This is a genomic window from Streptomyces chrestomyceticus JCM 4735 (assembly GCF_003865135.1).
Classification (GTDB): Bacteria; Actinomycetota; Actinomycetes; order Streptomycetales; family Streptomycetaceae; genus Streptomyces; species Streptomyces chrestomyceticus.
Window position 1 is genome coordinate 2031153 of the sequence record NZ_BHZC01000001.1, and the last position, 23317, is coordinate 2054469.

Sequence of the window (23317 nt, forward strand, 5' to 3'; positions counted from 1 at the left end):
GCGGCACGGCCACCGGGCTCCCCCCACGGCCACGCCACAGGGAGAGCCCGAGGTGGGCATCCGTTCTAGGCGAACGGTATGTACCACTTCATGTAGGGGTTGGAGTCCGAGAAGTTGCTGGTGTACACCTGCCCCTTCATGTTGGAGTCCAGGGCCCGCTTGTTCTGGTGGTTGACCAGCGCGGACACGTCGCTCGACAGGTAGTGCTGCTCCCACAACTGCCGGGGGTTCTCGGAGTCGCAGGGTTTGCCCATCACGCGGTCACTGCCTGTTCCCCCGCCGGTGAGGCAGAGGCCGGTCTTGCTGCTCTGCAGCATCACGCCCTTGCCGGAGGTGTGGAAGTACCAGCGCTGGTAAGGGTTGTTCGCGCCGCAGCCGTTGCTGTTGTCCTTGGTGTAGACGGCTCCGTCGGCGTCACCGTCGAGACAGTATGACGTCTGCCAATTGGTGAGCCCGCTGCTCACGCTCTGGGCGGCCGCCGGGGTCTGCGAGGCCACCACGGTCATGCAGGCTGCGGCGAGCAGGGCGCCGACCACGCCGGTCTTCTTCTTCACCGAGATCTTCATTGATTACCTCCACTGAGAATTCTTCGGCCCGCCGGGGCGGGGTTCAGGGCTTCGCCGGCACGGTGCAGGACGCGTGGTCAGCTTCGGCTGTCGTAGAGCCCGAGGAAGGGAGCGAGCCTCGGGACACCGCCGGTTCCCAGACGCATCTGCGTGATGTTGAGGTACCTGCGTCCGTCGACGATCACGGGAGCGGCGTTTCCACCGTGGACGGTCTGGTGGGCGACGCGGGACAGGGCCGACCACTGGGTCTGCAGGCCGACACCGAAGTTACCGAGGTGGGCCGGGTGGTTCGGATCGCTCGGGTCGTATCGCAGCTCGATGGCGGCGGCGATACGGTTCTCGATCCAGCCGAAGCGCGCGGCCTCGGCGGTGGCACCGATGATGTAGGCCAGGTTGCCGCGGTGAGCGAGGCGCCGCGCTTCGGTGAGGTAGCTCAGGTCGAGCATCCTGCGCCGCAGGGTGTCCGACTCGTAGCCGAAGTTGCGGCGCTCGTTGTCGGGATCCAGGGTGGGGTAGTTCCCCCGGTAGCGGAGGCTGGTGAAGATCGGCGCGTTCGTCATTCCGTAGTGCTGCTGGACCTCGTGCGCCAACGGGAGCGTGGTGTCCGAGAACTGCCAGTGCTGGCCGCGGACGGTGAAGCCGAGGAGGTACATGTCGTCCACGCTGAAGTACAGCTTCACGTGGCACTCGCTGGGGCCGTCGTACTCGTTGGTCCAGACGCGGACTTCGATGACCCGGTTCGTGTCCCTTCGGACCGGCGTGTCCATCATGGCCGGGCTGTCGGCGCCGGTCATCTCATGGCCCGAGGCGGCGCGCAGTCGCGCGACCATCTGCCGGTACCGGTTCGCACGGTCCGCACCGGCGTTGCCACCGGAACCGGTGTCGTCATAGCCCTCCATGTGCCAGTCGATGACGGTGTACCGCTGGGAGGTTTCCGCCTGGGCCGGCGCGGTGCCGGCGGTCACCAGGATGCAGGTGGCGAGGAGGGTCAGGAGCAGGGTGCCCAGGCGTCTGCCCGCGCGGCGTACGGCGGAGATCGGTTTCATCGGCGGCTTTCCTGAGGGGGTCGGCGCGGTCCCGCGTACTGAGGCGGGGGATCCGCGAAGAGGAAGGGGGCGGCTTCGGGACGCCGGTACTCCGGTTCCTCGTCCGCGCCGCAAGCCAACCCGATGAAGCTGAGGCAGACCAGGCAATTCCACCGGCAAAAGTAGCGTCGGGCATACTTCTGCCGGACGGTTTCGCCATGTTCGCCGGAACCACGTCGATCAGGAGACGCACACAGATGGGCACCGGGACACCGGCCGGCGGCACCTTCGGGGCACACCTGCACGCGCTGCGCACGGACGCGGGGCTGAGCCAGGCGGAGCTGGCGGAGCGCGCGGGGGTCAGCGTGCGCGGGCTGTCGGACATGGAGCGGGACCGCACCCGCGGCCCGCAGCGCCGGACCGTGCAGGCCCTGGCCGCCGCTCTGTGCCTGGACCCCGCGGCCGCCCGGGAACTGGAGCGCCTCGCAAGCCTGGGCCGCCCCCGCCCGGTTCGCGCCGGCGCCCCCCGCCCGACTGCGTCCGGTCCCCTCGGCGCCTGCGACGCCACCACCTCACCCTCGCCGGCCACCCGGGCACCCGCGCACCACACGCTGGCCCTGCCCCGTGACCTGAGCGACTTCACCGCACGCGACCCGGCCCTCGACCGGCTCCGCGCGCTGGTGGAAGATCTCGACCCCGCCCGGCCGCCGGTCGTCGTGATCTGCGGACAGCCGGGCCTGGGCAAGACCGCCTTCGCCGTGCACGCCGCCCACACCCTCGCCCCGCACTTCCCCGACGGGCAGTTCACCCTCGACCTGCGCGGCATGGACCCTTGCCCCGCCGCCCCCCGCGCTGCGCTCGCCCGGCTGCTGCACGCCCTGGGGCTGCCGGAGAGCGCCGTTCCCGCCGGTACCGAGGACCGCGCCGGCCTGTTACGTTCCGTGTTGCGCGAGCGGCGCGTGCTGCTGCTCCTCGACAACGCCGCCACCGAGGACCAGGTCCGGCCCCTGCTGCCCGGCCACGGGCCCTCGCTCACCCTCGTGACCAGCCGCAACGCCCTCAGCGGCCTCGAAGCCGTGCACCGCGTCGAACTGGCCCTGCTCCGCCGCGAGGAAGCCGTCGAACTGCTCACCCGCATCGTCGGCCCGGAACGCGTCCGCCAGGAGAGCCAGGCCGCCCGCGACCTCGCGGAACTGTGCGGACACCTGCCGCTGGCCGTCCGCATCGCCGGGCAGCGCCTGGCCTCCCGCCCCGGCGAACACCTCGCCAAGCTCGTCACCCAACTCGCCGCCCACGGGAGCCGCCTCGACGCCCTGCAAGCCGGCTCCCTGCAGGTCCGCGCCGCCTTCGCCCTGTCCTACCGGCAACTGGACGAGGCCGTCCGCACCGTCTTCCGCCGCGCCGCCCTCGCCGACGGCCCCGAATTCAGCCCCAGGACCGCCGCGCTCCTGGCCGGCCTGCCCGCGCACCGCGCCGCCCGGTACGCTCAGGACCTCACCGACGCCGGCCTCCTCCAGCCCCACCCCACCGCCGACCGCTACCGCTTCCACGACCTTCTCCGCCTGTTCGCCACCGAACAACTGACGGAGGAAGACACGCCCGAGGACACCGCTGCCGCCCTGGACCGTACCGATGCCTGGACACTGCGCCGGGCCACCACCGCCGCACGGCTGTTCACCATCGACCACCACCCCGACGGCCCCGGCGACGACGGTGGCGGCGACCCCGACCCGGCCACCGCGCCGGCCGGCCGCGACCAGGCCCACGCCTGGCTGGAGGCCGAGCGGTCCCAGTGGCTCGCCGCCCTGCGCCGGGCCCAGGCGGCCGGCCGCCACCGGCAGGTGCTCGCCACCGTCGAGGCGATGCACTGGTTCTCCGACCGCACCTCGCACTGGGAGGTGTGGACAGAGGTCTTCCAGTGGGCCGTCGACTCCGCCCGCGCCCTGAACAGCCCACGCGACGAAACCGTCCATCTCAACTACCTCGCCTGGGCCCACGGCACCTGCCGCCACGACCACACCACCGCACTGAGCACCGCCCAGGCCGCCCTGGCTCTGGCACACCGGATCGGCGACCAGCTCCAGGTCGGCTGGGCCCACAGCTACGTGGCACCGGCCCTCGACGCACTCGGACGGACCGACGAAGGCATCGCCCACCTCCGCGAAGGCGCCGACTGCCTCAGCCGGCAGACCGACGCGCAAAGCCGCCTCGCCGAACTCTCCACGCTCAACTGCCTCGGCCTGCTCCTGCGCCAGACCGGCCGCCCGGACGAGGCCCTGACCGTCCACCGGCGCAGCGAGGCCCTGTGCCGCGCCGGCATCCCGGGAAAGCCGAACGAACTGATCGACCTGTACCGGGCGTCGGCCCAGCAGCACATCGGCAACGACCTCGCCGACCTGCACCGCTGGGACGAGGCCGAAGCACCGCTACGGCACGCGGTCGTCCGTTTCGAGACGGCACGCATGCCCGCCTGGAGCGAACCGGCCCGTCTCGACCTCGGCACCGCCCTGCGCCACCTCCACCGGGCCGAAGAGGCGCGTGCCACCCTGACCGCCGCCCACCGGGGCCTCGTCCGGCAGAACCACCCCCGCCAGCTCGAAGCCGCCGCCCAACTGCGCCTGCTCGACGAAGCGGACGGAGCCGGCCCATTCGACGGCCACGGCCCTACCGCGGAGCGCACAGGGAGCCGGTAGCCGTCCCGGACCGGGCCGCCCGGGGCCCCGGGCGTGTCAGGAGTTGCCCATGGCCTTCCGTACGGCGTCCCGGGTGCGGTCGACGACCGCGGCCACGGGCCCGGCCGCGAGGTTCTTGGCCGCGCTGTCCGTGCCGGGGTGCGGCCGGGTCGGTGCCAGCGCCTCGGCGGCCTTGACGGCACGCGCCAGGGTCTCCAGGCCGCGCTGGTCCGTCACGTCCCGCAGCCGGTCGAACTCCGTGCGCTCCTCGGCGTCGGCGTGGGTGAGCACGTCCTGCCGCAGCGCGGTGAACCGGTCGTGGAACTCCGGCGCCCCGGTGTCCAGCGACGACAGCTCGCTCAGCACCTGCTTGGCGCGTTCCTCCTCCTCGACGCGTGCGTCGACCACCTGGTCGCCGCCGGCGAGGTGCCGGCGGGCGTACGGGTGGACGACCTCTTCCTCGGCCGTCTCGTGCACCGCGAGCAGACGCACCAGGCGATGGAAGGCGTCCGTACGGTCCGCGTCCTTGGAGTCGCCCACCTCGTCGAAGAGTTCGCGGATCTGCCGGTGCTGCTGCTTGAGCAGTTCGACGACGTCCGGCTGTTCGCTCATGTCCGTGTACCTCCGTCACGGCGGTGATGCCGACAGTGTTCCGGAGCCGCGGCGGGTACCCACGGCAGCCGGTCCGAACCGGGCCCCGGGCGCCTGCGGGACGCCCGTGTAGTTCTCGGCCAGTTCGGCGGCCGCGTGCGGGGACGAGGCGATGCGGTCGAGCTGTGCGAGCTGGAGGCGGGTGTCGAACGCGCTCTGGCCGGGCGCCGTGTGCAGCGTCGTCGTCATGAAGTACGAGAAGTGCTCGGCCCGCCAGACACGGCGCAGGCAGGCGTCGGACCAGCCGTCCAGCAGCTCACCGGAGCCGGTCTCCTTCAGGTGGGCGAAGGCGCGGGCCAGCTCGGTCACGTCGGAGACGGCGAGGTTGAGCCCCTTCGCCCCGGTCGGCGGGACGATGTGCGCCGCGTCGCCGGCGAGCAGCACCCGCCCGTACCGCAGGGGTTCGGTGACCACGCTGCGCATCGGCAGGACGGACTTGGCGGTGATCGGGCCGCGCGCCAGTTCCCAGGAGCCGTCGGTGGCGGAGCGGGCGTCGAGTTCGTCCCAGATCCGCTCGTCGGGCCAGTCGGCCGGGTCGGTGCCGTTGGACACCTGGAGGTAGAGGCGGCTGACGGTGGGCGAGCGCATGCTGAACAGGGCGAAGCCGCGCTCGGAGTGGGCGTACACCAGCTCGTCGCAGGACGGCGGCACGTCGGCGAGGACACCGAGCCAGGAGTACGGGTACGCGCGCTCGTACGTACGGCGGGCTCCGGTCGGCACCGCGTCCCGGGTGACCCCGTGGAAGCCGTCGCAGCCGACGACGTAATCGCAGGTCAGGGTGTGTTCGCGGCCCTCGTGCGCATAGTGGATCACGGGCCGTGCGGTGTCCGCGCCGGTCACGGCGAGCGCCCGCGCCCCGAAGACCAGCGGTCCGCCGTCGGCGAGCTGGAGGCCGATGAGGTCCTTGACCATCTCGGTCTGCGCGTAGACGACCACGCTGCGGCCGCCGGTCAGGGCCGGGAGGTCGACCCGGTGCGAGCGGCCGTCGTAGCGCAGCCGGATGCCGTGGTGGACGAGTCCGTACCGGTCCAGGCGCTCCCCCGCGCCACAGGCGCGCAGCGTGTCGACGGTGCCCTGTTCCAGGACTCCGGCGCGCTGGCGGTGTTCGACGTAGGCGCGGTCACGGCTCTCCAGGACGACGCTGTCGATGCCGGAGCGGTGCAGCAGCCGCGCCAGGAGCAGTCCCGCCGGGCCGCCGCCGACGATGCCGACCGTGGTCGTGGCGGGGGCGGGAGGGGGCGTGGGGCGCATCGGGATCAGCTCTCTTCGCGGTGCTCGGCGAGGACTTCGCGGTGCTCGGCGAGGACGCGGTCGGCCAGCGCGAACGCGGAGTTCGCCGCCGGCACACCGCAGTAGACGGCCGACTGGAGCAGTACTTCGCGGATGTCCTCGGGAGTCAGCCCGTTGCGCAGGGCCGCGCGCAGGTGCAGGGCCAGTTCGTCGTGGTGGCCGCGCGCCACCAAGGCAGTGATCGTGACGCAGCTACGGGTGTGCCGGGACAGTCCGGGGCGCGTCCAGATCTCGCCCCAGGCGTAGCGCGTGATGAAGTCCTGGAAGACGGCGGTGAAGGCGGTGGTGCGGGCGGCCGCGCGGTCGACGTGGTCGTTCCCCAGGACGGCGCGGCGGACCGCGGTACCGGCGGCGTGCCGGGTGCGGTCGTCGGTGGGGTGCTCCGGCGGCGCGGAGGCCGTGAGGTGGCCGAGGAGCGCGGCGAGGACGGGTACGGGCTGCTCGGCGTTGGCCAGGTGGGCGGCCCCGGCGACCTCGGTGAGGCTCGCGGCGGGGATGCCGTCCGCGAGTTCGCGGGCGTGGGCGGGCGGCGTCGCGGGGTCGTCGCGGCCTGCGACGACGAGGGTGGGCGCCGTGATCCGGCCCAGTTCGCCGCGCAGGTCGTAGGTGGCGAGCGCGTCGCAGCAGGCCGCGTAGCCCTCGGGGGCCACCGTACGCAGCCCGGCCAGCAGTCCGTCCGCCGCCGGTGATCCGGCGAAGGCCGGGGTGAACCAGCGGCCGGCGGCCGTGGCGGCGACCGGCGCGAGGCCCTGTTCCCGTACGAGCGCGGCCCGTTCGTACCACCCGTCCGGGTCGCCGAAGCGGGCCGAGGAGCACACCAGGGCGAGGGAGGCGACCCGCTCGGGGTGGTGCACGGCGAGCCAGGCGCCGACCGCGCCGCCCAGGGAGATGCCCGCGTACGCGAAACGGTCGATGCCGAGGGAGTCGGCGAGGGCGAGGACCAGGCCGCCGAGGGCGGCGACCGTGCAGGGCCCGTCCGTACGGCCGGTGTCCTCGCCTGATCCCGCGTCGGTGCCCGTGCCCGTGAGCACTTCGTACGGTGTCCCGCCGTGCCCCGGCAGGTCCCAGCGCACGACCCGGAACCGGCGCGCCAGCGCCTCCACCTGGGGTTCCCAGACGGAGAGCGAGGTGCCCAGCGACGGCCCCAGGACGAGCGGAGGCGCGGCGGCGGGGCCGTCCACGCGGTGGTGCGGGAGGGCGGGGGACGTCATGCGGTCTCCTGGGCGGTCGGTGCGGCGCGGTGGGGGCCGGGGCGGCGCAGGGCGCGGTCCACGAGCGCGCCCGCAGAGCCCGTGTACGCGGCCGGGTCGGCCAGTTCCCGCAGCCGTGCCGCGGGGAAGGCGTCGGCGACTGCGGGATGCCGGGCGCGCAGGGCGCGGTCCAGTTCCTCGGCCAGGCCGGTGCCGTCCTCGGCGGCTCGCCGCGCCACGTCGGTGAGCAGCCGTTTCGCCGTGTCCCGTCCGAGAGGGGCGCCGAGCACGGCCGCGAGGCGTTCGGCGACGATCCCGCCGCCGGTCGCGGCGAGGTTCGCCCGCATCCGTTCGGGACGCACCCGCAGGCCCGCGGACAGTTCGGCGGCGTCCCGCGCCGCGCCACCCACCAGGCGCAGGGCGTCGCGCAGCGGCTGCCACTCCGCGTGCCAGGCCCCGGCCGGCCGTTCGTCCTCGGCGGCCAGCGACCCGTACAGCACCCCGGCCAGGGCCGGGACCTGCCGGGCAGCGGCGGCGATCAGGGTGGCCCGTACCGGGTTGGACTTGTGCGGCATGGCCGACGAGCCGCCGCCGCTGCCTTCGGCCAGCTCCGCGGTCTCCGTACGGGACAGGGCCAGCACATCGGCGGCGATCTTGCCGAGGGCACCGGCGGTGTGGGCCAGCGCGCCCGCGAGGTCGGCGACGGGGGTGCGCAGCGTGTGCCAGGGCAGGGCGGGTTCGGCGAGGCCGGTCTCGGCCGCGTACGCGGTGAGCAGCCGCAGCCCGAGGTCCGTGCCGGCCCCGGAATCCGGCCCCGGACCGTCGGCCTCGGCGAACGCGTGGAACGCCGCGAGGGTGCCCGCCGCGCCGCCCAACTGCGCGGGCAGCGCGCCCCGTACGGCGGTGAGCCGGTCCCGGGCGTCCAGGACCAGTGTGCGCCAGCCCGCCGCCTTGAGGCCGAAGGTGACCGGTACCGCGTGCTGGGTGAGCGTACGGCCCGCCATCGGGGTGTCGCGGTGCTCGGCCGCCAGCCGTCCCAGGGCCGCGGCGGTCGCGTCCAGGTCGCCGAGGACCGCTTCCAGCGCACGCGAGCAGACCAGCATCGTGGCGGTGTCGAGGATGTCCTGGCTGGTGGCGCCGCGGTGGACGTACGCGGCGGCCCCGGCGTCGCGCCCGGCCACCGCGGTGGTGAGCGCGGCGACGAGCGGGATGACCGGGTTGCCGCCGGAGCGCGCCCGGACCGCGAGGTCGCGGGGTTCGTAACGGTCGGTGTCGCCCGCCGCGGCGGTGACGGCCTCGGCCGCCGAGGGTGGCGCCAGGCCGACCGCCGCCTGCGCCCGGGTCAGGGCCGCTTCCGCGTCCAGCAGGGCCCGTACGTACGCGGCGTCGTCGGTGGCGGCCTCGACGGCGGAGTCCGCCCGGCCCGGCGCCAGCAGACCGTATTCAGCGGAACTCAAGGAAAACCGTCTCCTCGTCGCACTCCTCGCCGCCGTCGGCGGCGCCGTCTCCGGCGTCGGCCGCCTGGAGGCGGATGTCGAAGCGGTACCGGCGCTCGCCCTCGGCCCGCGCGACCAGCGTGCGCGCCCGGCGCGCGGGCAGCCGGGACAGCAGCGGGTCGGCCGCGTGGGCCGCCGTGTCCTCGGGGAAGTAGATCCGGGTGAACAGGTGGTGCAGCAGACCGCGGGCGAAGACGCACACCGCGATGTACGGGGCCGCGTCCGGGCGGCCCGCCGGGGCCGTGGCGGGCAGGGTGCGCAGGACGTAGCGGCCGTCCGCGTCGGTGGGCACCCGGCCGAAGCCGGTGAAGTCGACCCCGTCACGGCCGACGACCGCGCCGGTCGCCGGGTCGCGGCGCAGCGAGCCGGGCGCGCCGCGCAGGCTCCCGTCCGGACCGGCCTGCCAGAACTCCAGCAGGGCGTCCGGCACCGGCTCCCCCGCGCCGTCCACGACCCGGCCGTACAGGGTGACGGTGCCCGGGTGGCCGGCGGGGGCCATGTCGCCGCCGCCGGGGAACGGCAGCGCGTAGCCGTAGAAGGGGCCGATGGTCTGGGAGGGGGTGGGGGCGAGGAACTGTCCGGGCGCTTCCGGCTGCTCGGACACCTCCGGGGCTCCGCCTGGCTGCTGCGGTACGCCCTCGTGCCGGGCCGCGGCCTCGCCCGGTGTGGCCCCGCATGGTGTGGCCCCGCCCGGTGTGGCCCCGCCCGGTGTGGCCCCGCCCGGTGTGGCCTCGCCCGGTGTGGCCTCGCCCGGTGTGGCCTCGTGCGGCGCTGCCTCGTGCGGTGTCGCGGACATCAGCGGTCCTCCTCGGTCCAGGTGGCGGACGGGCCGTCCAGCACGATGTCCCAGCGGTAGCCCAGGGACCATTCCGCGCGGGCGAGTTCCGGGTCGTACGCGCAGACCAGCCGGGCGCGGGCCTGCGGGTCGGTGCACGAGGCGAGGATCGGGTCGTACGGGAACAGCGGGTCGCCGGGGAAGTACATCTGGGTCACCAGCCGCTGGGTGAAGGCGGTGCCGAAGAGCGAGAAGTGGATGTGGGCCGGGCGCCAGGCGTTGTGGTGGTTGCGCCACGGGTAGGCGCCGGGCCGCACGGTGGTGAACGTGTAGCGGCCCGCGTCGTCCGTCAGGCAGCGGCCGACGCCGGTGAAGTTCGGGTCGAGCGGGGCCGGGTGCTGGTCGTGCTGGTGCGCGTACCGGCCGGCGGCGTTGGCCTGCCAGATCTCGACGAGCTGGCCGCGCACCGGGCGTCCGGCCCGGTCCCGTACCCGGCCGGTGACGGTGATCCGCTCGCCGAGCGGCTCGCCGGCGTGCTGCCGGGTGAGGTCGGCGTCCAGGGCGGTGACATCGGTGCGCCCGAAGGCGGGCCCGGCCAGTTCGACGGCCTCCGGGTCGCGCAGCGCGTCGATCGCGGCCAGGGGCTGGACGGGGTGGCGCAGGCGGGTGCTGCGGTACGGGGCGAAGTCGCGGCCGGGGTGCGCCGGTACGGGGCCGCCCGCCGTGCGGGCGTCGGCGGCGGCCGTGTGCAGGGCGGCGATCTCGCGGTCGATGACGCACTGCTGTTCGGATGCGGGGTGAGGGGGCGGTGTCGCCGGGCCCGCGGGGGCCGGGTGGGCCGAGGGTGCCGGGGCGGCGGATGCGCCAGGTGGAGTCATCGGGAGTTCTCCAGGGGTAGAGCCTGAGACGGCTGCGGAGGCGTCCGGCTGCTCATGATGCCTTCCCGCCGGCGGCTTTGAGGGCGCGCAGCGCGGACAGTTCGGCGTCGGTGGGCGCCTGGGTGGTCGTCAGGTCCGGTGCGACACGCAGGTCCCAGCCGGTCGCCTCCCGGGCCTGCTCCGGCGTCACGCCGGGGTGCAGCGCGCTCAGCACGAGCTCGGCGGTGTCCGGGTCCGGGCGCAGCACGCCGAGGTCGGTGATGATGGCGGTGGGCCCGGCGCCGCGCATGCCGAGGGCGGCGCGGTCGCCCGGCCCGGCGCCGTGCCCGACGGTGGTGACGAAGTCGAGGGCGGGCACCAGGTTGCGGCGGGTGTGCCGCAGCACGATGAGCACCGCGCCGCAGTTCGCGGCGATCTCGGGGGCGCCGCCCGCGCCGGGCAGCCGGCCTTCGGGCCGGTCCGGGCCGCGGTCCACGACGGTGGTGTTGATGTTGGCGAACCGGTCGAGCTGGGCGGCCCCGAGGAAGCCCACGTCGATCCGGCCGCCCTGCAGCCAGTAGTTGAAGATCTCCGGCACGGACACCACCGCGTCGGCGGTGTCGGCCAGTTCGCCGTCGCCGATGGACAGCGGCAGCCGGGTCGGCCGGGAGCCGATGGTGCCCGACTCGTACACCAGGACCAGGTCCGGGTTGACGGTGCGGCGCGCCAGGTTGGCGGCCGTGCTGGGCAGCCCGATGCCGACGAAGCAGCTCCGCGCGCCGGCCAGCGCGCGGGCCGCGTTGACCTCCATCAGTTCGTCGCGGCCGCGGCGCGCGGCGTCGTCCGTACCGCTCATCAGGAGCCCTTCCGTACGTTGCGCACGTTCTCGTCGAGCCACCGCAGGAACGTGTCCCGGTCGCGGGAGACGGCGTCCCACCGCTGGTAGAAGTCGTTGTCCCGGACCGAGTACCCGGCCGCGTACGAGGGGTGGGCGCCGCCGGGCACGAGCGCGACGGCGTCGATCACCCAGCCGGGCAGGACCACCGAGCCGGGCCGGGGCTCCAGGGCGCCCTCGACGATCTCCTCGACGGTGACCAGCACCCGTCCGGCGGCCAGCACCGCTTCCTTCTGCACCCCGGTCAGGCCCCAGAGCTGCACATTGCCCCGCCGGTCGGCCTGCTGGGCGTGGACGATCGTGACGTCCGGGTTGAGGGCGGCCACGGCGGCCAGTTCCTCGCCGGTGAACGGGCAGGTGACGGTGGAGATGGTGTCCGTACGGGCGGGCAGGCCGCTGCCCCGGTAGCCGCGCAGCACCGCGAACGGCAGCTTCGAGGCGCCGGCGACGTACCGGTTGGCCATGCCCGCGTGGCTGTGTTCGTCCAGTTCCAGCGGGTGCGGCCAGCCGTTCTCGACCGCGTCGCGGAAGCGGTGCAGCGAGCCGACGCCGGGGTTGCCGCCCCAGGAGAAGACCAGCCGGCGGGCGGCGCCCGCGCCGATGAGCTGGTCGTAGACCACGTCCGGGGTCATCCGGGCCAGCGTCAGACCCGTGACGCCCTGCCGGATGATCTCGTGCGCCGCGGCGAACGGGATCAGGTGGGTGAAGCCCTCCAGCGCGACGGTGTCCCCGTCGTGGACCAGGTCCCGCACGGCGTCGTGCAGGGAACGGATGTCGGCCATGTCCTCGCCCTCGCGTCGTCCCGGCTGCCGGTGCCCGGCGGCCCTCGCCACCGCCCCGCCACACCGGCCTTGTTCGCCAAGTGAACTTACGTTCATAATCGACCGCGCCCCGAGTCTGACCCCCGCTCCCGGCCCTGTCAACGGGGCGCCGGGTACGGTTCCGACGAGATGCCCGCACCGTGGAGAGCCCCATGACGCACCCCGCCGCCGACCCGCCACCGCCGCCCCGGGAGGCGGTGGGCCCGCTGATACGCAGCCTGTCCGTGCTGCGCGCGCTCTCCGCGAGCGGCGGACGGCAGGCCGTCGGCGACCTCGTCCGCGCGACCGGGCTGGCGCGCTCCACCGTCGACCGCGTCCTGAGCACCCTCGCCCGCCTGGGCCACGTACGCGTCGAGGGCCGGGACGCGGTGCTCGCCCCCGGCCTGCTGGAACTCGGCAACGCCTACCTGGCCGCCTCCGAACTGCCCGACCGGCTCGCCCCGGCCGCCGACCGGCTCGCCGACGCGCTCGACGAGTCGGTCTCGCTCGCCGTGCCGGACGGCGACGGGGTGCGCTTCGTGCACCAGGCGACGCGGCGGCGGGCGATGTCGCTCGCGTTCCGCATCGGCGACCTGCTGCCCGCCGAACGGGGCGCGGTCGGCGCGCTGTTCGCCGCCGACTGGGACGAGGACGCGTGGCTGCGCTGGCGGCAGCGGCGCGCGGCGGACCCCACGGACGCCGGATTCCCGGCCGTACCGCCGCGCCGGGACGAGGACGCCGGTACGGAACAGCGCGGGTCCGTCGCGGAGTTCACCTCCCGGGTCGAGGCGGCCCGGACCGCCGGTTGGTCACTGGACGACCAACTGATCGAACCGGGCCTGGTCGCCGTCGCCATGCCCGTACGCGATTCCCGGGGCCGCCCGGTGTGCGCGGTGAGCGTCGTCAGCCACACCAGTCGGCTGACCGCCGAAGAACTCCCCGCCGCCGTACTCCCCCAACTGCGCGAAACTGTTGCCGAGATGGAGAAATCCCTGGCCGCTCCACCCCCACCCACCTCCACCTCGCTCCCCGACCCGTCCCCCACCCGGCACGCCTCCTGGACCCGCGCCTCCAAGCAGGAACTGGGCCCCGAGTTCGTCGAGTCCCTGGCCCGCGGCCTGCTCACGCTCACCGCGTTCGGCACCGGCCGGGCCGCCCTCCCCCTGACCACCGTGGCCGAGGCCACCGGCCTGGCCCGCGCCACCGCGCGCCGCGCCCTGCTCACCCTCGAACACCTCGGCTACCTCACCTCGGACGGCCGGCTCTTCCGCCCCACGCCGAAGGTGCTGGAACTGGGCTTCGCCCCGCTCTCCGGCCTGTCCCTCCCGGACATCGCCCAGCCCCACCTGGCCGCGCTGGTGGAGCGGGTGCACGACTCCGCGTCGATGGCGGTACTGTCCGGCACGGACATCCGGTACGTGGCCCGGGTCCCCACCGTACGGATCATGAGCGTCAACATCACCGTGGGCACCCGCTTCCCCGCGTACCCCACCTCCATGGGCCGGGTCCTGCTCGCGGACCTCCCCCCGGCGGAACGCACCGCCCACCTGGCCCAGACCGACCTCGTCCCCCTCACCCGCCACACCGTCACCTCCCCCGACCGCCTGGCCACCATCCTGGAGCAGACGCACCACGACGGATACGCGCTGGTGGACGAGGAGTTGGAGGAGGGACTGCGCTCGATCGCCGTCCCCGTACGCGACCGGCACGCCCGGGTCGTCGCCGCGGTCAACATCTCCACCCACGCGGGCCACCGCTCCCCCACCGAGACCCGCGACACCCTCCTGCCCCACCTCCGCACGACCGCCGCCCGCATCGAGGCGGATCTGCACACGGCGGGGCGGTATCTGCGGGTTCCGATCGCTTAGGGGCCCGGGAACGGGACCAGGCCCCCAGGCCGGAGGTCACCCCCAGGGCGCCGGCCCGCCCCCGTTCGACCACGCCACGAGCCGGTCGCCGTCGAAGCAGCGGATGCCGCAGGTGTCGGCGTAGTCGACGGCCGGTTCGGTGAAGGAGCTGGTGGTGACGACGGCGGCGATCTCGGCCTCGTGCACCGTGTAGCAGGTGCCGCCGAAGCGCTGCATGTCCTGGGAGCCGACCTTGTTCGTCGTGCAGTAGCGCTTGCACTGGATGATGATCCGCCGGCCGTCGGACGTGGTGGCCAGGACGTCCGCGCCCAAGTCCCCCGCGCCGCCGACCACCTGGACGTCCCGGCAGCCGTCGCGTTCGCAGAGCTGGGCTATCGCCTGCTCGAAGGCGTATGCGTCCATGGCCAGGAAGTCCTCGACGCTGCTCCAGCGGACGGCCGTGGGCTCGGGGTCGTCCACCACGGTCGGTGCGGCCTCCTCCGCCACGACCGCCGCCCTGGCCACTTCCGCCTCCGCCTCGGCCTTCCCCGCCCGGGCCGCCCGCCGCAGCTCGCGCAGGCGCGGCATCCCGCGCACCGCCACCACGACCAGCGCCAGGACGAACGGGAGGACGACGACGGTCACGAGAGTGGCCGTACCCGGATGCTCCATCGCCCACCGGAACACCTCGCGCACGGCGAGAAACCCACCCGTCACCAGAGCGCCCAGGACACCCAGGACGAACACCGTCCGCCGCATCGGATACGTACGGACACGACGCCGGGCCGACGGCCCGTCAACTCCCATGGGTGCGGCCACAGGCGGTGCTCCTTCACTCGCGCGGGACGGTCATGCTTCCTCGTCCGTCTTCTGCCCCGCGAAAGCCGATCCATGATCACCACAGCGCCGCACGCGCCGCCGCCGGGCATTCTCCAGATCCCGCGCCACGGCCAGCACGACCGCCCCCACGACGAACACCACCGCCACCGGCGCGGCCAACGAAATCAGCATCGGATGCACGGCTCTCCCAAGGAACAGGCGGCGAAAGGCGGCGGAATTTCCCAGCCCCGGAAAGCACCATGCGGCACCGCCGACCGTCCCGCCCCTCACCACCGCCCACCCCGCGCGCCCGATCACCCGAATCCCGCACACAGAACCCTGCGCACCGCCCTGGGCGGGTTATGCGGGCACGCGGCGCCCCTGGTCCCACAATTCCTCGGCGTGTTCGGCGAAACGGTCGAACATTCCACCGTCCGCCTGCCGACGCAGATGCAGCAGCGGCGCATCATGCCCCACCAGCCGGGCAAGGTGCGGTGTCACGAACGCGTCGTCATCGAAGCGGAACACCGAGAGACCTACGTGATACATGGCGTCCTCGGCAGCGCTGAACCGGATTTCCAGACCGTCCACCGGGCCCATCCGGCTCAGTTGCTCCAGCGTGGTGCGAATCCGCGTCGAGACCGTCAGCGTCACCTTTTCCGCGCGCTCCCGGCCCCGGGTGACGTCCCCCTCCGGATCACCGATGAGGAACCGCACCCGGCATCCCGCTCCGGCCTTCCGCCGCAACGTCTCGGAGAAGGCCGGCACCTGCGACCACAGGAAGTAATTCGTGTACCCCGCGAAGAACAGCTCCCTGCCCGCGCCCCGGATCAGCTCGCCCCATACATCGGAGGGACAGGCGGACCGGTACGGATAGCTGTGCACCAATTCCCGGTCGTACCCGCTCTTGACGCGGTCCTTGACCGACTGCGGCCAGATCATTTCCTCACCCACTCCCAACGCCCGACAGGCGTCCTCGCGGTTTCGTGCATGGGGCGTCAGTTCCGCGTCGGCCAGCCATCTCTCGACCGTCTTCCCGGTGACGCCGACGCGCACGGCAAGGCGACGGGGGCTGAGCCCGGCACTCGCCATAGCCGAGCGTAGGGCAGTGTTCAAGACCCCTCCCCTGGACGTTTGGGCCTTCTCGCGAACGTAGCGCCTCGACGACCCAACTGTCCCCAATCAGGTACGGATTCGTCCTTGAGGGTGCTTCACCCTGGAGCGCATGACCAATCCGACGCCGTACTCCACCGCCCCGATCGTCCTGCCGTTGCCACTGGAGACGGCCCCTGTCCCCGTCGACGGCTGCGCGGGCTGCACCGAACTCGCCAACGTCCGGGACCGGGCCCGAGCCGTCGGCGACCTGACCACCGTGACCGACTGCAACGTCTACCTGCGCCGCCATCCGGTAGGCCACCAGTGAGCACCCGTGCCGTCTACCGCTTTGTTCCTCATACGATCCGGCACGTACCGGAAGGCGGCGTCTCCTACGCAGCCTTCTGCACAGCCGCCGGGTGCGACGCCGAGTCCGGCCCCCAGGAGGATCAGGACTCGGCGCAGCAGTGGGCGCTGCGCCACAGCGGTCTGACCGGCCACGACCTGTTCCGGCGTGTGGTCTCCGACCATGCGCGGGTGACCCGGGACGGGTGACCACCCGCTTCCTGCCCCTGCGGCCCCAAAGAGTGAGGCCCTGTGTCCCTCAGTGCCGCCAGTGGCGCTTCGTATACGTGTGCAGTCGTGCCCGGACGTCGGCCGGCGGCAGGAAGTGCGCCCAGCGTTCGGGGTATTCGGCCGGGGGCGGCGCGCCCGGGTCGTCGTCGTCCTCGTCGCCGTCGTCCTCCTCCTCGTCCGGCTCCGGCTCGCCGGTGAGGGCGGCCTCCCCGGAGGCGGCCGTCGCTCCGAGGCCGACGGCGGCCAGGGCGGAGCGCCGGGCCACCGCCACCTCGCGGGCCCGGCGTTCCTTCTCGGCGCGGCCCGCCGCGGTGGCGACCGAGGGCCATACGCGGTCGAGGGCCGCGTTCATGGCGGCGCCCACCAGGACCGCGAAGGCGGAGACGCCGATCCAGAGGAGGACGGCGACGGGTGCGGCCAGGGAGCCGTAGATGGTGGGGCCCTCCACGGTCTGGGTGAGGTAGACGCGCAGCAGCAGGCTGCCCAGGACCCACATGGCGAGGGCGACGACCGCGCCGGGGATGTCCTCGCGCCAGGGTGAGCGGACGGGGACGGACACGTGGTAGAGGGTGGTGAGGAAGGCGACGGAGAGGATGAGGACGACCGGCCAGTACAGGATGCGGATGGCGGTCTCGCTCGCCGGCAGCCAACTGACGACGGTGTCCGGACCGACCACCATCAGCGGCAGCGCGACCGCGCCGACTACCAGCGCGGCCAGGTAGAGCACGAAGGCCAGCAGCCGGGTCCGGACGATGCCGCGCCGCCCGTCCAGCCCGTACATGATCGTGATGGTGTCGACGAAGACGTTGACCGCGCGGGAGCCGGACCACAGGGCGATGGCGAAGCCGAGGGAGATGACGTCCGGGCGGCGGCCGGTGAAGATGTCGTCGAGCAGCGGCCGGGCGATCTCGTTGACGCCCTTGCTGGACAGCAGCGTGTCGGACGCGCTGAGGATGTTCTCCCGGATGTGGTCGATGGTCTCCTGGCCGATCCAGGGCTCCATGTAGCCGAGCAGGCCGATGAAGCCGAGGAGCAGCGGCGGCAGCGACAGCAGGCAGAAGAACGCGGCCTCGGCGGCGAGCCCGGTGACGCGGTACTCCATGCAGGAGTTGACGGTGTCCTTCAGCAGCAGCCAGGCGAGGCGGCGTTTGGAGACGTTCCGGTACAGGACCCGGGCCCTGTGCAGACGGCCGGCCGGCCGCTGCGCTGCTTCTTTCACTGGCTGCACCTCCTTACCGTATCTGTCATGGCAGCCACCACTCATACGGTCACGAACCAGCCTCCGCCGCTGGTCGGGTACGACGTCTTCGCGGCGGACGCGGCGCTCACCGAGGCCGTCGAACGGCACGTTCCGCCCGCTCTCCGGGACGAGGCGCGGACGGAGCTGGGCGAGCTGGGCCGGGCGGCGGGGTCCGCCCACGCGCAGCGCTGGGGGGCGCTGGCCGACGGCAATCCACCCGTCCTGCGTACCCACGACCGTTACGGCCACCGGGTGGACGAGGTGGAATTCCACCCGGCGTGGCACCGGCTGCTGGGGCACGCCGTCTCCTCCGGGCTCACCGACGCCTGGTCGCGGCCGGCCGGGCACGTCCGGCGCGCCGCGGGGTTCCTGGTGTGGACGCAGGCCGAGGCGGGGCACGGCTGTCCGCTGTCGATGACGCACGCGGCGGTGCCGGCGCTGCGGGCCGACCCCGCGCTGGCGGCGGAGTGGGAGCCGCTGCTGACGTCGCGGGTGTACGAGCCGGGGCTGCGGCCGGTGGCGGAGAAGCCGGGCGCGCTGGCCGGGATGGCGATGACGGAGAAGCAGGGCGGCAGCGACGTACGGGCGGTCCGGACGGTGGCGGAACCGCTGTCCGGCGACGGCGAGTACGTCCTGACGGGGCACAAGTGGTTCTGCTCGGCGCCGATGTCGGACGCGTTCCTGGTGCTGGCGCGGACCCCGGACGACGACGGGCTCTCGTGCTTCCTGCTGCCCCGGGTGCTGCCGGACGGCAGCCGCAACTCCTTCCGTATCCAGCGGCTCAAGGACAAGCTCGGCAACCGCGCGAACGCGTCGGCCGAGGTCGAGTTCGACGGGACGACCTGGGCGCGGCGGGTCGGCGAGGAGGGGCGCGGCATCGCGACGATCATCGAGATGGTGGCGGCGACCCGGCTGGACTGCGTGACGGGCTCGGCGGCGGTGATGCGGCAGGCGGTGGCCCAGGCGCTGCACCACACCACGTACCGGGAGGCGTTCGGCAAGCCGCTCGCCGAGCAGCCGCTGATGCGCAACGTCCTCGCGGACCTGGCGCTGGAGTCGGAGGCGGCGACGGCGCTGGCGCTGCGGCTGGCGGCGGCGTACGACGCGGACACCGACCAGGAGCGGCACTTCCTGCGGCTGGCGGTGCCCGCGGCGAAGTTCTGGGTGACGAAGCGCTGCACACCGGTGGCCGCGGAGGCGCTGGAGTGCCTGGGCGGCAACGGTTACGTGGAGGAGTCCGGGATGCCGCGGCTGCTGCGCGAGTCGCCGCTGAACTCCGTCTGGGAGGGCTCGGGCAACATCCAGGCGCTGGACCTGCTGCGGGCACTGCGCCGCGAACCGGCGGCGCTGCACGCCTTCCTGACGGAGATCGGTACGGCCCGGGGCGCCGACCACCGGCTGGACGGCGCGATCAAGGGGCTGCTGACCGAACTGGCCGATCTGGAGGGTATCGAGGCCCGCGCCCGGCGGCTGGCGGAGCGGCTGGCGCTGGTCCTGCAAGGCTCCCTGCTCGTACGGTACGCACCGCCCGAGGTCGCCGACGCGTTCTGCGCCTCGCGCCTGGGCACCGACCACGGCACCTCCTTCGGCACCCTGCCGCACACCCTCGCCCTGCGCGCGATCGTGGAGCGGGCACGGCCGGTGGCGGAGCGGTGACGCCGGCGGTGACGTACCGGGGGCGGGAGCGGTGCGGTACGCGATGACGGCGCGGTGACGTACGCGGTGGCGGGCCCGGGTCCCTCAGGAGGGGGGTCGGGGTCCAGGGCCCGCCACCGTGTGGGCGAGGAGCGGTGCCGCGCCGACCCGGCGCCGCTCCCCGGTCTCGGACCGGTCCTCAGGACCGGCCCGCGAGGTCTGTCGCCGCCCGTCGCCGCGGCGGCCCGTACCGGACGGCCGGAGCGCGGCGGCTCCCGGCGGCACGGGCTCCGGGTAAGGCGGCGAGGACGGCACGAGGGATTCCGCTCACCATGGCGTCGCCCCCTCTCGTCCTGCCGGTCACCTTCCTCGCCGCCGTCATAGGCCACAACAGTTGCAGCCGGTTGCAACCAATTGACGCAATCCCGCGTTCGGAGCGGCCCGGTGACGGCACCATGGGCGGCAACCCCACGGACAGTGCACGACGGAGAGAAGAGCGTGAGCGACAGACCGAGCGACATGGGCATCTGGTCGGCCCAGGAGGTACGCGAGACGACGCGGCGGCTCGCCTCGCTCCGTGAGGCCGCGCTCTGCGGCGGCCGGACGGCCGCCGCGCCCCGTGCCGTGATCTGCGAGTCCTGGCGCCGGGCGCTGGACCGCGGAGTCGACCCGGACCGGGACGTACGCGAACGGCCGCTGACCGTCGAGGAGCTGGAGCACCGGCGGCACAGCTCCCGGCTCGCGTCGCTGCTGCCGCTGTTCAACAGCGGTCTGCTGCCGGCCGCGGACGCCGCCCAGCAGATCATGGTCGTCACCGACGCCGAGGGGCGGGTGCTGTGGCGGGAGGGCTGCGCGCCGGTGCGGCGGATGGCCGACCGGCACGGCTTCGACAAGGGCGCGGACTGGACCGAGGAGATCGTCGGCACCAACGCCATCGGGACCGCGCTGGTGGCCCGCCGCCCCGTCCTGGTGCACTCCGCCGAGCACTTCGTCCGTACCCACCACCAGTGGACGTGCGCCGCGGCGCCGCTGCACGATCCGCGCGACGGGCGGCTGCTGGGCATCGTGGACGTGAGCGGCCCGGCGTCCACCTTCCATCCCAGCACCCTGTCGCTGGTCTCCGCGGTGGCCCGGCTCGCGGAGAGCGAGCTGCGCGAACGGCACCACGGCGCGCTCGACCGGCTGCGGGCGAGCGCCGCGCCCGTACTGGCCCGGCTCGGCGGGCAGGCGCTGGCCGTCGACAAGGACGGCTGGACGGCGGCGGTCACCGGGCTGGCGCCGCCGGACCGGGTCGCCCTGCCCAAGTCCCCGGAGGCCGGGCCGCTGTGGCTGCCGCGCTACGGGATGTGCACGCTGGAGCCGCTGCCCGGCGGCTGGCTGATCCGCGTCGGCGCGCCGCAGGGCGAGGAGCCGCGGGCCAGCCGGGTGCTGCTGGATCTCGGCAGCCGTGCCCGGCCGGCGGTCACGGTCACCGGCCCGGCGGGCAGTTGGACGCACGAGCTGAGTCCGCGCCACGCGGAGGTGCTGTTCGTGCTGGCGCGCCGGCCGGAGGGGCGCAGCGCGGCCGACCTCGCGCAGGACCTCTTCGGGGACCGCGCCCGGACGGTGACGGTACGGGCCGAGCTGTCCCGGTTGCGCCGCCATCTCGCGAGCGTGCTGGCGCACCGCCCGTACCGCTTCGCCGACGGGGTGGACGTGGAACTGCGGCTGCCGCCGAGCCCGGTGGACCTGCTGCCGCACTCGACGGCACCGGCGGTGCTGGCGGCGCGGCACGCGTGAGGGGCGAGGGCCCTTAAATGCGGTGCGGCCGCACGGACCCCTCAGCTAATCTGGCACCGCTTCGAACATCAGCTCCCCAGGAGGACGTCGCGGAACGGGAGCAGCCCACGCCACAGCGCGCGTGCGGCCGGGCGAGCGGGCGACACGACCTTTCGCGCTCGACGCTGCCCTCCTGGAGGACCTGTCATGTCCATCGGTCTCGGCCTGCCCATCGGCGACCCCGCATCCCTGCTGACCTGGGCGCGGCGCGCCGACGCCCTCCCGTTCCGCAGCATCGCGCTGCTCGACCGGCTGGCGTACGGCAACCCGGAACCCCTGATCACCCTGGCCGCCCTGGCCGGCGCCACCTCCGTCGTACGGCTGCAGACGGAGGTACTGCTCGCACCGCTGCACCGCACCGCGCTGCTCGCCAAGCAGGCCGCCACCCTCGACCTGCTCTCCGATGCCCGGTTCACGCTCGGCATCGGGCTGGGCGGACGCGCGGACGACTACGCGGCGGCGGGCGTCGACAAGCACACCCGCGGCCGGCGACTGGACGGCCAGATGTCCCGGCTGCGCTCCGTCTGGGCCGGTGAGCCGTACGGCGAGGGCGTCGGCCCGGTCGGCCCCGCGCCGGCCCGCCCCGGCGGCCCGGAAGTGCTCTTCGGTGGCTTCGTGCCGGCCGTGGTCCGGCGGGTGGCCCGCTGGGGCGACGGCTTCCTAGGGGCTGCGCTGCCCGCACCGATGATGGACGGCCTGTTCCGCGACGTGGAGAAGGCGTGGGACGAGGCGGGCCGACCCGGCCGCCCCCGGTTGGTGGCGCAGGTGAACGTGGCACTCGGCCCGGCCCCCGTCCTCGACGAGGCCCGGCGCGAGGCGCGCGCGTACTACGGCCCCTTCGAGTACACCGACCACATCGTGAACGGACTGCTCACCACGGAACGCGGCATCCGCGACGCGGTGACCGCCTACCGCGCCATCGGCGCCGACGAGGTGATGCTCTACTGCTGGGCCACCGACCCGGACCAGGTGGACCGCATCGCGGACGCGGTGCTGTGATCGGGGCCGGGCCGCGCGGGGGTGCTTCGCGCGGCCCGGCCGCTCACCTGGACTCCCCCACGGCAGCCGCACGGGCGCGGCCCTGTGATGTGCTGCCCCCATGACTCTCACCGTGACCACCTGGTACCTCGAACAGACCACGCCCGACGACCTCACCCCCGCCACCGCTCCCCCTGCGGAGCAACGGGTCCGGATCGCGCGGGCCGAGGTGGCTTCGCCGGAGTTCAGCCGGTTCCTGTACGCGTCGGTCGGCGGGGACATCGCCTGGACCGACCGGCTGGGGTGGTCGTACGGGCAGTGGGAGGAGTTTCTGGGGCGGCCCGGGGTGGAGACGTGGGTGGCGTACGAGCGGGACACGCCGGCCGGGTTCGTGGAGCTGGACGCGCAGGCCGGAGGGGACGTGGAGATCAGTTACTTCGGGCTGCTGCCGGCGTTCCGGGGGCGGCGGATCGGCGGGCATCTGCTGGCGTACGGGACCGCGCGGGCCTGGGATCTGGACGGGCGGTGGCCGGGGCGGGAGAAGACCCGGCGGGTGTGGGTGCACACGTGCAGCAAGGACGGGCGGTACGCGCTGGACAACTACCGGCGGCGCGGGTTCCGGGTGTACGCGACCGAGAAGACCGAGGAGGTGGAGGTGCCCACTCCGGGGCCGTGGCCGGGCGCCTGACCTCGGGTGGGAAATTATTGGCCATATGCCGTGAAAGGGGAGGGCGGGAAGCGCGGAACCCGCCCTTCCGTGGCGTGACCGGTGCCACGGAATCTTGCCATGCGGGACACTCTTGTCCATATTCTGGAAGACGGTGGACTGGCTCAAGAACGCCATGACACGCTTCCGTCATGTCTATAGCTGGAATTGCCTTGGTGAGTCGGCGGCACGTCGACCTCGGCCGCCTGTCCAGCGCCATCTGTCCGGCGGGCTGACAGCCTCAGCAACGTCGCAGCCACGTCGCCTTTTCGCCGTCCCCACCGTCGCGGACGCGCGGGCACCCTGATCCGACCTGCCCCGGACAGCTCTGTCCCCAGCACCTCGCGCCACCCCGCGCCGAGGCGCGTCCTCGCAGGTCACGGTGG

At 73.7% G+C, this 23317-nt stretch carries 23 protein-coding genes; 9 read left to right on the plus strand and 14 right to left on the minus strand.

The window, feature by feature from the left end:
* Positions 1–65 precede the first annotated feature (65 nt).
* Positions 66–566, minus strand: coding sequence for an RICIN domain-containing protein (locus EJG53_RS08380; protein WP_125044327.1), 501 nt, complete (start codon positions 564–566; stop codon positions 66–68).
* A 77-nt stretch (positions 567–643) separates the two neighbouring features.
* Positions 644–1612, minus strand: coding sequence for a ribosome-inactivating family protein (locus EJG53_RS08385; protein ID WP_125044328.1), 969 nt, complete (start codon positions 1610–1612; stop codon positions 644–646).
* A gap of 197 nt (positions 1613–1809) precedes the next feature.
* Between EJG53_RS08385 and EJG53_RS08390 the strand changes: the two genes are divergently transcribed.
* Positions 1810–4284, plus strand: coding sequence for a helix-turn-helix domain-containing protein (locus EJG53_RS08390; RefSeq protein WP_371858667.1), 2475 nt, complete (start codon positions 1810–1812; stop codon positions 4282–4284).
* 36 nt (positions 4285–4320) lie between these two features.
* Here EJG53_RS08390 and EJG53_RS08395 read toward each other — a convergent pair whose 3' ends face one another.
* The 8 genes from EJG53_RS08395 to EJG53_RS08430 all read right to left on the minus strand — a co-directional run bounded on the left by EJG53_RS08395 (position 4321) and on the right by EJG53_RS08430 (position 12199).
* Positions 4321–4875: a hemerythrin domain-containing protein gene (locus tag EJG53_RS08395; RefSeq protein ID WP_125044329.1), complete on the minus strand. Its 555-nt coding sequence runs from the start codon at positions 4873–4875 to the stop codon at positions 4321–4323.
* Positions 4876–4890: 15 nt separating this feature from the next.
* On the minus strand, positions 4891–6165 hold the full coding sequence (locus EJG53_RS08400; protein ID WP_125044330.1) for a 4-hydroxybenzoate 3-monooxygenase: 1275 nt from the start codon (positions 6163–6165) through the stop codon (positions 4891–4893).
* A gap of 5 nt (positions 6166–6170) precedes the next feature.
* Positions 6171–7415 (minus strand): bifunctional 3-oxoadipate enol-lactonase/4-carboxymuconolactone decarboxylase PcaDC, encoded by a 1245-nt coding sequence (pcaDC, locus tag EJG53_RS08405; protein ID WP_125044331.1) that lies wholly within the window; start codon positions 7413–7415, stop codon positions 6171–6173.
* Entirely contained in the window at positions 7412–8851 is a 1440-nt protein-coding gene (gene pcaB / locus EJG53_RS08410) for a 3-carboxy-cis,cis-muconate cycloisomerase (RefSeq protein WP_125044332.1), read from the minus strand. Before pcaB ends, pcaDC begins: the two co-directional genes overlap by 4 nt.
* On the minus strand, positions 8838–9494 hold the full coding sequence (gene pcaG / locus EJG53_RS08415) for a protocatechuate 3,4-dioxygenase subunit alpha (protein WP_125049248.1): 657 nt from the start codon (positions 9492–9494) through the stop codon (positions 8838–8840). Before pcaG ends, pcaB begins: the two co-directional genes overlap by 14 nt.
* Before the next feature lie 191 nt (positions 9495–9685).
* Entirely contained in the window at positions 9686–10543 is an 858-nt protein-coding gene (gene pcaH, locus EJG53_RS08420) for a protocatechuate 3,4-dioxygenase subunit beta (RefSeq protein ID WP_244955047.1), read from the minus strand.
* Positions 10544–10595: 52 nt separating this feature from the next.
* Complete coding sequence (locus EJG53_RS08425; protein WP_125044333.1) at positions 10596–11378, minus strand: CoA-transferase subunit beta; 783 nt, start codon at positions 11376–11378, stop codon at positions 10596–10598.
* A complete protein-coding gene (locus tag EJG53_RS08430) occupies positions 11378–12199 on the minus strand; it encodes a CoA transferase subunit A (protein ID WP_030999753.1) in 822 nt (273 codons plus the stop codon). The genes EJG53_RS08425 and EJG53_RS08430 overlap by 1 nt, the downstream gene beginning before the upstream one ends.
* Positions 12200–12390: 191 nt before the next feature.
* Here EJG53_RS08430 and EJG53_RS08435 point away from each other — a divergent pair, with 191 nt between their 5' ends.
* Positions 12391–14085 (plus strand): IclR family transcriptional regulator domain-containing protein, encoded by a 1695-nt coding sequence (locus tag EJG53_RS08435; RefSeq protein ID WP_125044334.1) that lies wholly within the window; start codon positions 12391–12393, stop codon positions 14083–14085.
* A 36-nt stretch (positions 14086–14121) separates the two neighbouring features.
* Here the strand turns inward: EJG53_RS08435 and EJG53_RS08440 are convergent, their stop codons facing one another.
* From EJG53_RS08440 to EJG53_RS08445, 3 genes are all read right to left on the minus strand, one after another.
* A complete protein-coding gene (locus EJG53_RS08440) occupies positions 14122–14871 on the minus strand; it encodes a restriction endonuclease (RefSeq protein WP_371858795.1) in 750 nt (249 codons plus the stop codon).
* Positions 14872–14913: 42 nt separating this feature from the next.
* Positions 14914–15084, minus strand: a complete 171-nt coding sequence (locus EJG53_RS40595; protein WP_154806364.1) for a hypothetical protein — start codon at positions 15082–15084, stop codon at positions 14914–14916.
* Between the two features lie 159 nt (positions 15085–15243).
* Entirely contained in the window at positions 15244–15825 is a 582-nt protein-coding gene (locus EJG53_RS08445) for a DUF5919 domain-containing protein (protein WP_244955049.1), read from the minus strand.
* Between the two features lie 283 nt (positions 15826–16108).
* Between EJG53_RS08445 and EJG53_RS08450 the strand changes: the two genes are divergently transcribed.
* Both EJG53_RS08450 and EJG53_RS08455 read left to right on the plus strand, forming a co-directional pair.
* Positions 16109–16306 carry a hypothetical protein gene (locus tag EJG53_RS08450; RefSeq protein WP_125044336.1) on the plus strand — a complete coding sequence of 66 codons (198 nt, stop codon included), beginning with the start codon at positions 16109–16111 and terminating at the stop codon, positions 16304–16306.
* Positions 16303–16533 (plus strand): DUF7848 domain-containing protein, encoded by a 231-nt coding sequence (locus EJG53_RS08455; RefSeq protein WP_125044337.1) that lies wholly within the window; start codon positions 16303–16305, stop codon positions 16531–16533. Before EJG53_RS08450 ends, EJG53_RS08455 begins: the two co-directional genes overlap by 4 nt.
* Before the next feature lie 49 nt (positions 16534–16582).
* Here EJG53_RS08455 and EJG53_RS08460 read toward each other — a convergent pair whose 3' ends face one another.
* Complete coding sequence (locus EJG53_RS08460) at positions 16583–17782, minus strand: YihY/virulence factor BrkB family protein (RefSeq protein WP_125044338.1); 1200 nt, start codon at positions 17780–17782, stop codon at positions 16583–16585.
* An 18-nt stretch (positions 17783–17800) separates the two neighbouring features.
* On the opposite strand from EJG53_RS08460, the gene EJG53_RS08465 reads away from it, so the two are divergent.
* From EJG53_RS08465 to EJG53_RS43840, 5 genes are all read left to right on the plus strand, one after another.
* A complete protein-coding gene (locus EJG53_RS08465) occupies positions 17801–19450 on the plus strand; it encodes an acyl-CoA dehydrogenase family protein (RefSeq protein WP_125044339.1) in 1650 nt (549 codons plus the stop codon).
* Positions 19451–19927: 477 nt separating this feature from the next.
* The gene (locus tag EJG53_RS08470) at positions 19928–21208 is read left to right on the plus strand and encodes a GAF domain-containing protein (RefSeq protein WP_125044340.1); all 1281 of its coding nucleotides are present in this window, start codon (positions 19928–19930) and stop codon (positions 21206–21208) included.
* 186 nt (positions 21209–21394) lie between these two features.
* Complete coding sequence (locus tag EJG53_RS08475) at positions 21395–22246, plus strand: LLM class flavin-dependent oxidoreductase (RefSeq protein ID WP_125044341.1); 852 nt, start codon at positions 21395–21397, stop codon at positions 22244–22246.
* Between the two features lie 100 nt (positions 22247–22346).
* Complete coding sequence (locus tag EJG53_RS08480) at positions 22347–22913, plus strand: GNAT family N-acetyltransferase (protein ID WP_125044342.1); 567 nt, start codon at positions 22347–22349, stop codon at positions 22911–22913.
* 170 nt (positions 22914–23083) lie between these two features.
* Positions 23084–23167: a putative leader peptide gene (locus EJG53_RS43840; protein WP_359130670.1), complete on the plus strand. Its 84-nt coding sequence runs from the start codon at positions 23084–23086 to the stop codon at positions 23165–23167.
* The last annotated feature ends 150 nt before the right edge of the window (positions 23168–23317 follow it).

Coding starts and splice junctions, on each gene's coding strand:
- EJG53_RS08380 (WP_125044327.1), bottom strand. CDS start 566: ATGAAGATCTCGGTGAAGAAGAAGACCGGCGTGGTCGGCGCCCTGCTC.
- EJG53_RS08385 (WP_125044328.1), bottom strand. CDS start 1,612: ATGAAACCGATCTCCGCCGTACGCCGCGCGGGCAGACGCCTGGGCACC.
- EJG53_RS08390 (WP_371858667.1), top strand. CDS start 1,810: ATGTTCGCCGGAACCACGTCGATCAGGAGACGCACACAGATGGGCACC.
- EJG53_RS08395 (WP_125044329.1), bottom strand. CDS start 4,875: ATGAGCGAACAGCCGGACGTCGTCGAACTGCTCAAGCAGCAGCACCGG.
- EJG53_RS08400 (WP_125044330.1), bottom strand. CDS start 6,165: ATGCGCCCCACGCCCCCTCCCGCCCCCGCCACGACCACGGTCGGCATC.
- pcaDC (WP_125044331.1), bottom strand. CDS start 7,415: ATGACGTCCCCCGCCCTCCCGCACCACCGCGTGGACGGCCCCGCCGCC.
- pcaH (WP_244955047.1), bottom strand. CDS start 10,543: ATGACTCCACCTGGCGCATCCGCCGCCCCGGCACCCTCGGCCCACCCG.
- EJG53_RS08425 (WP_125044333.1), bottom strand. CDS start 11,378: ATGAGCGGTACGGACGACGCCGCGCGCCGCGGCCGCGACGAACTGATG.
- EJG53_RS08430 (WP_030999753.1), bottom strand. CDS start 12,199: ATGGCCGACATCCGTTCCCTGCACGACGCCGTGCGGGACCTGGTCCAC.
- EJG53_RS08435 (WP_125044334.1), top strand. CDS start 12,391: ATGACGCACCCCGCCGCCGACCCGCCACCGCCGCCCCGGGAGGCGGTG.
- EJG53_RS08440 (WP_371858795.1), bottom strand. CDS start 14,871: ATGGGAGTTGACGGGCCGTCGGCCCGGCGTCGTGTCCGTACGTATCCG.
- EJG53_RS08445 (WP_244955049.1), bottom strand. CDS start 15,825: ATGATCTGGCCGCAGTCGGTCAAGGACCGCGTCAAGAGCGGGTACGAC.
- EJG53_RS08450 (WP_125044336.1), top strand. CDS start 16,109: ATGACCAATCCGACGCCGTACTCCACCGCCCCGATCGTCCTGCCGTTG.
- EJG53_RS08465 (WP_125044339.1), top strand. CDS start 17,801: ATGGCAGCCACCACTCATACGGTCACGAACCAGCCTCCGCCGCTGGTC.
- EJG53_RS08475 (WP_125044341.1), top strand. CDS start 21,395: ATGTCCATCGGTCTCGGCCTGCCCATCGGCGACCCCGCATCCCTGCTG.
- EJG53_RS08480 (WP_125044342.1), top strand. CDS start 22,347: ATGACTCTCACCGTGACCACCTGGTACCTCGAACAGACCACGCCCGAC.
- EJG53_RS43840 (WP_359130670.1), top strand. CDS start 23,084: ATGTCTATAGCTGGAATTGCCTTGGTGAGTCGGCGGCACGTCGACCTC.